This window comes from Marisediminitalea sp. (assembly GCF_984433645.1).
Genome location: NZ_CFIDRX010000235.1, coordinates 1 through 5,299 on the forward strand (window position 1 = coordinate 1; position 5,299 = coordinate 5,299).

The following is a 5,299-nucleotide window of genomic DNA, read 5'->3' on the forward strand; positions in this document are numbered from 1 at the left end:
CGCACCATTTGGGGTATAGCCAAGTTGGTAAGGCAGCGGGTTTTGATCCCGCCATCCGTTGGTTCGAGTCCAGCTACCCCAGCCATTTTTCGTTATGTTGATGATACATCAGCTAACACACCCAGTTGATTGGGGTATAGCCAAGTTGGTAAGGCAGCGGGTTTTGATCCCGCCATCCGTTGGTTCGAGTCCAGCTACCCCAGCCATTATTCAAAACGCCAGTCTCTGACTGGCGTTTTTGCTTTACACTCCCCGTTAACCTCGGCACACTTGTCACATAACTATAATTTTGTAATCTAACGGGAATTTCAGTGCTCAACGACATTGTTGCATTTATCAACAACATCCTCTGGGGCGACGGTCAGGTACTCATCTACATGCTGGTTGCAGCAGGTATCTGGTTCACTGTTCGCTTGGGCGGTGTTCAGCTTCGCCATTTTGGCCACATGTTTACGCTGCTCAAAGGCAGCACCTCCAGCACCAAAGAAGGTATCAGCTCATTTCAGGCGTTATGTACCAGCTTATCCGCTCGTGTCGGTACCGGTAACCTCGCTGGCGTTGCGGTCGCCATCTCATTAGGCGGTGCAGGCAGTATTTTCTGGATGTGGGTTATTGCTTTTCTGGGCATGGCAACCGGCTTTGCCGAGAGTGTGCTTGGTCAGCTTTATAAAGTAAAAGATGACAACGGTGAGTATCGGGGCGGCCCCGCTTACTACATCAAGCAAGGTCTGAATAAAACCTGGCTCGCTGTCGCCTTTTCACTGTGCTTGTTTCTTGGCTATGGGTTTATCTTTTCTGCCGTACAGGCGAACACCATTACCGATGCGCTGAATGCCGCTTACGATATTCCCACCAGCTATTCCGGGCTGGCCATTATCGCTCTGGCAGCATTGATCGTTGTAGGTGGTCTACGCGGTATCGCACGATTTGCAGAATGGGTTGTTCCGTTTATGGGCATTACCTATGTGCTGGCAGCTCTGTTAATTTGCGCAGTTAACTTTACTGAACTGCCGGGTATGTTCTGGCATATCATCCAATCTGCGTTTGGTTTACAAGAAGCTGGTGCGGGAGCCATGGGCGCAGCCGTGAAAAACGGTATTCAGCGCGGTTTATATTCCAACGAAGCAGGCTCAGGCAGCGTGCCTCACGCCGCAGCCAGTGCAGCGCCCTACCCGAACCATCCGGTTTCTCAGGGCTATGTACAAATGCTTGGCGTATTTCTGGATACCATGGTGCTATGTACCGCAACCGCGTTTATTATCTTACTGGCCGGTGGCAGTAGCAGTGATCAAATGGAAGGAATTCGCCTGACACAGTCGGCCATGACCAGCCATATTGGAGAAGGCGGCGCAGACTTTGTGGCTGCGGCGATATGTTTCTTCTCCTTTACCTCGGTAGTCGCTAACTACGCCTACGGTGAAAGTAATCTTCACATGTTCAAGCTCGACAACAAAATGGGTCGAATCGCTTATACGAGTGGCTATCTCGCCATGATTTTCTGGGGTTCAATGGCGGCGCTGCCCGAAGTATGGGCTGCTGCCGATATGGCTCTGGGGCTTATGACTGTCATTAACATAATTGCCATCGTATGGATGACGCCAACGATTGTAAGCATCAGTAAAGACTACTTCTCTAAGAAAGACCGCGGAGAATTGCCCGAATACAAGGCGGGTGACTGCCCGATTCAGGGTAAATCCGAAGACGGTATCTGGTAAACCGTAAAACAAATGCAACAAAGCCCGCAGATGCGGGCTTTGTTATGTTTGAAGAAGCGTTTCTTAGCTGACCATCATTTTTATGAGCTGTGCTAATAGCAGTAGCATTAACAAAGGCCAGATCCATCGCGATAACTTACTTTGTTCTTCGCTGCTCATTCGCCAATTAGATTTCTCTAATAATGGTATAACAATGGCGAGCGCCAAAAATAAGATACCTATAACAATAATCACTGTCATTATGAAAGTCCCATTGCGTATTTCAATACCTGCTGCTTTATCGGGCCGCTGTGGTGGGCCAGCTTCAACAACCCATTACGCAGTAATTTCAGCGGGCCGATATCATTGCTAAAGGTACTGTAAAATCCATCCATCGCGCTCATCATAAGCGCGTTGTCCCGCTGCCTTGGCAATTCATAATCTTCCTGCAGCATTTTCAAACAGGTTGTGCTGGCTAAATCGGGCTTATCTGACAACACCGCCAATAACGCTTTAATGTCTTTAAATCCCAGGTTTACACCCTGCCCCGCCAGCGGGTTAATCGTATGTGCTGCATCACCAACCAAAATCACACCGGGTAACACATACTGGCTGGCATGACGACGAATCAGCGTAAATGCCGCACAGTTGAGCACGTCGAAATCGCCTGGCAATGGCGGAAAGTGCGCCACAATACTCTCTTTAATTTGTGCATTTGACTGTCTTTTCAAGTCTTTGAGCACATCAGGCATGTCATACCAAATAAGCGACGCAAAATTCTCATGCATAGGAAGCAGCGCACGCGGTCCTTGGGGCGTAAACTGCTGCCAGGTGATCCCGTCAACAGGTTCGTCGAACTGCACGGTAATTCCCATTGCCTGTTGCTGATATTGCCAGCCCGATATGCCAATACCTGCAGCTTGCCTTACCTGAGATTCCGCCCCATCAGCACCAATTAACCATTGGCAAGTGAGCGTTGACTGATTATCCAGGGTAATTTTTACAGGCTGCGTGTCATTGCGCTCTATGTACTCAATGCGTGCAGGTGAAAACCATGTCACATTGTCATACGACTTCAGCGCTGCGTGACAGCCCAGCTGTATAACGCGGTTTTCCACAAAGTAACCGAGTAAATCATAGCCGACTTCCTGCGCCAGAAAATCGGTGCGGCAATCAGGGTGTTCCCAGACCGACAATCCGTGATAAGGCCGGACGCGCATCGCCTCTATGTGCGACCAGGCTTCGAGCTCGTCTAACAGATTGACCGACGCCATGCTTATGGCGGACATTCGGAGATCAGGGGGCTGTTCGGCACTAAATGGTTGAGGTGGTCGCTGCTCTATTAACGCCACAGAATAGCCCGCACGCGCCAACCCTAATGCGGTAGCGGCACCCACCATACCTGCGCCGTTAATACAAAAATCAAACATAAACACTCCGTTTGTGATTTCACCATTATGCCTGAAGACATCAAGCGCCCTCAATGATGGCGTGAAGAGTAATACAAAATTGTCGTTGGATCAGTGACTTTCATGATTACGTGCAACCCGGTTGGGATGGATCGACAAAGCCCGAAAAAGCCGGGCTGCATGGCTGGCTATCGACGAGCAGAAAGGTTAAAATACGCGGCTATTTTGAACAACCACGCTGGTCTTTATCCGCCAACCTTTGCCATCTGGGGCAAATCCTTGTTTGGTGGTCTGTAGAACCAGCCTAAACGTGATTATCGAATTGTTATGAGTAAAAAGCTGTACATCAAAACCTGGGGCTGCCAAATGAACGAGTACGACTCGGAGAAAATGGCCGATCTGCTTGATGCAACCCACGGTTTCACCCTCGCTGAAGAAGCAGAAGAAGCCGATGTTATTTTGCTCAACACCTGCTCTATTCGAGAAAAAGCTCAGGAAAAGGTATTCCACCAGCTGGGTCGTTGGAAGAATCTGAAGAAAACCAACCCGGAACTGATTATTGGTGTGGGTGGCTGTGTTGCGTCTCAGGAAGGCGACCATATTCGTCAGCGCGCACCGTTTGTTGACCTGGTATTCGGCCCGCAAACCCTGCACCGTTTGCCGGAAATGATTAATCAAATCCGCGCGGGTGAAACCTCAGTAGTGGACGTAAGCTTCCCGGAAATCGAGAAGTTTGACCGACTGCCTGAGCCACGTGCTGAAGGGCCAACCGCTTTTGTGTCTATCATGGAAGGTTGCTCAAAATACTGTACTTTCTGCGTGGTGCCTTATACCCGTGGTGAAGAAGTCAGCCGCCCGGTTGACGACGTACTGTTGGAAATCGCACAGTTAGCTGAGCAAGGCGTTCGCGAAGTGAACTTACTGGGCCAAAACGTAAACGCATTCCGCGGTGAGCACCACGATGGCAGCATCTGTCGGTTTGCAGAATTGCTGGAACTGGTTGCAGCCATCGATGGTATCGACCGTATTCGCTACACCACGTCTCACCCGGTTGAATTCACCGACGACATCATTGCCGTTTATGAAACAGTGCCTGAATTGGTTGATCACCTGCATTTGCCGGTTCAAAGCGGTTCAGATCGTATTCTAAATATGATGAAACGCGGCCACACGGCATTAGAGTACAAGTCTAAAATCCGTAAGCTGCGCAAAGTACGCCCGAATATTTGCATGTCTTCAGACTTCATTATTGGCTACCCAGGTGAAACCGATGCCGACTTTGAAGCCACCATGGATCTGATTCAGGCAGTAGACTACGACCTGAGCTTCAGTTTTATCTATTCTGCTCGCCCAGGTACACCAGCGGCCGACGCCGTTGACGATGTGAGTGAAGAGACGAAAAAACAACGTCTGTATTTGCTGCAGCAACGTATAAACCAACAAGCACTGCGCATTGCGCGAAACATGCTGGATACAGAACAACGTATTTTGGTGGAAGGCCCGTCGAAAAAAGACATCATGGAACTGCAGGGCAGAACAGAAAACAACCGGGTTGTAAATTTCCCGGGTACACCAGACATGATTGGCGAATTCGTGGATGTGAAGATCACGGATGTCTTCAGTAACTCACTGCGTGGTGAAGTGATTCGTCGTGAGGCCGATATGGGTCTTCGAGTGGCCGTATCACCACAAAGTATTCTGGCAAAGCGCCAGCCACAACAGCCTGACGCGTTGGGCGTAAGCCAATTTCAACCGACACACTAACAAGGTAGCAAACAAACTTGAGTAAACTGGTAAGCAACGAAGTAGTCCTGGAGCCGGAAGATAACAAACGGTTGTCCAGCTTGTGCGGTCCATTCGACGACAATATCAAACAAATTGAACGTCGTCTGGGCGTGGAAATTACCTATCGCAGCAATTTTTTCAAAATTGTGGGTGAGCCACAACAAACCCGCGGTGCGGGTGAATTACTGAAACTGCTGTATATCGAAACTCAACCGGTTAAAGGACTGGTGCCTGATCTGGAAGCTGAACAGGTTCACCTGGCCATTCAGGAAGCCAGTTGCCTCGAGCGTGAAGAAGCCGGTACTTACGGTAAAGAAGTTAACATCAAAACCAAGCGCGGCGTTATAAAACCGCGTAACCCAAATCAGGCGCAATATGTCGCCAATGTTGTTAACCATGACATTACCTTTG

General features: G+C 49.4%; 4 protein-coding genes, 2 tRNA genes and 1 pseudogene. 6 read left to right on the plus strand and 1 reads right to left on the minus strand.

The genetic code is table 11. The features are described 5' to 3' along the window. The first annotated feature begins 9 nt into the window (after window positions 1-9). The 3 genes from AC4MRN_RS19255 to AC4MRN_RS19265 all read left to right on the plus strand — a co-directional run bounded on the left by AC4MRN_RS19255 (window position 10) and on the right by AC4MRN_RS19265 (window position 1,715). Window positions 10-85: transfer RNA gene (locus AC4MRN_RS19255), tRNA-Gln, on the plus strand. A 45-nt stretch (window positions 86-130) separates the two neighbouring features. Continuing rightward, a tRNA-Gln gene (locus AC4MRN_RS19260) sits at window positions 131-206 on the plus strand. A gap of 105 nt (window positions 207-311) precedes the next feature. Continuing rightward, window positions 312-1,715, plus strand: a complete 1,404-nt coding sequence (locus AC4MRN_RS19265; protein ID WP_073322382.1) for an alanine/glycine:cation symporter family protein — start codon at window positions 312-314, stop codon at window positions 1,713-1,715. Window positions 1,716-1,954: 239 nt separating this feature from the next. Here the strand turns inward: AC4MRN_RS19265 and AC4MRN_RS19270 are convergent, their stop codons facing one another. Beyond that, a complete protein-coding gene (locus AC4MRN_RS19270; protein WP_491204216.1) occupies window positions 1,955-3,124 on the minus strand; it encodes an FAD-dependent oxidoreductase in 1,170 nt (389 codons plus the stop codon). Between the two features lie 102 nt (window positions 3,125-3,226). Between AC4MRN_RS19270 and AC4MRN_RS19275 the strand changes: the two genes are divergently transcribed. The 3 genes and pseudogenes from AC4MRN_RS19275 to AC4MRN_RS19285 form a co-directional block, all read left to right on the plus strand. Further along, window positions 3,227-3,400, plus strand: a complete 174-nt coding sequence (locus tag AC4MRN_RS19275) for a hypothetical protein (RefSeq protein WP_491204217.1) — start codon at window positions 3,227-3,229, stop codon at window positions 3,398-3,400. 30 nt (window positions 3,401-3,430) lie between these two features. Further along, a complete protein-coding gene (gene miaB, locus AC4MRN_RS19280; protein WP_491204218.1) occupies window positions 3,431-4,867 on the plus strand; it encodes a tRNA (N6-isopentenyl adenosine(37)-C2)-methylthiotransferase MiaB in 1,437 nt (478 codons plus the stop codon). A 17-nt stretch (window positions 4,868-4,884) separates the two neighbouring features. Next, a pseudogene (locus AC4MRN_RS19285) lies at window positions 4,885-5,299 on the plus strand (PhoH family protein); the annotation flags it as partial.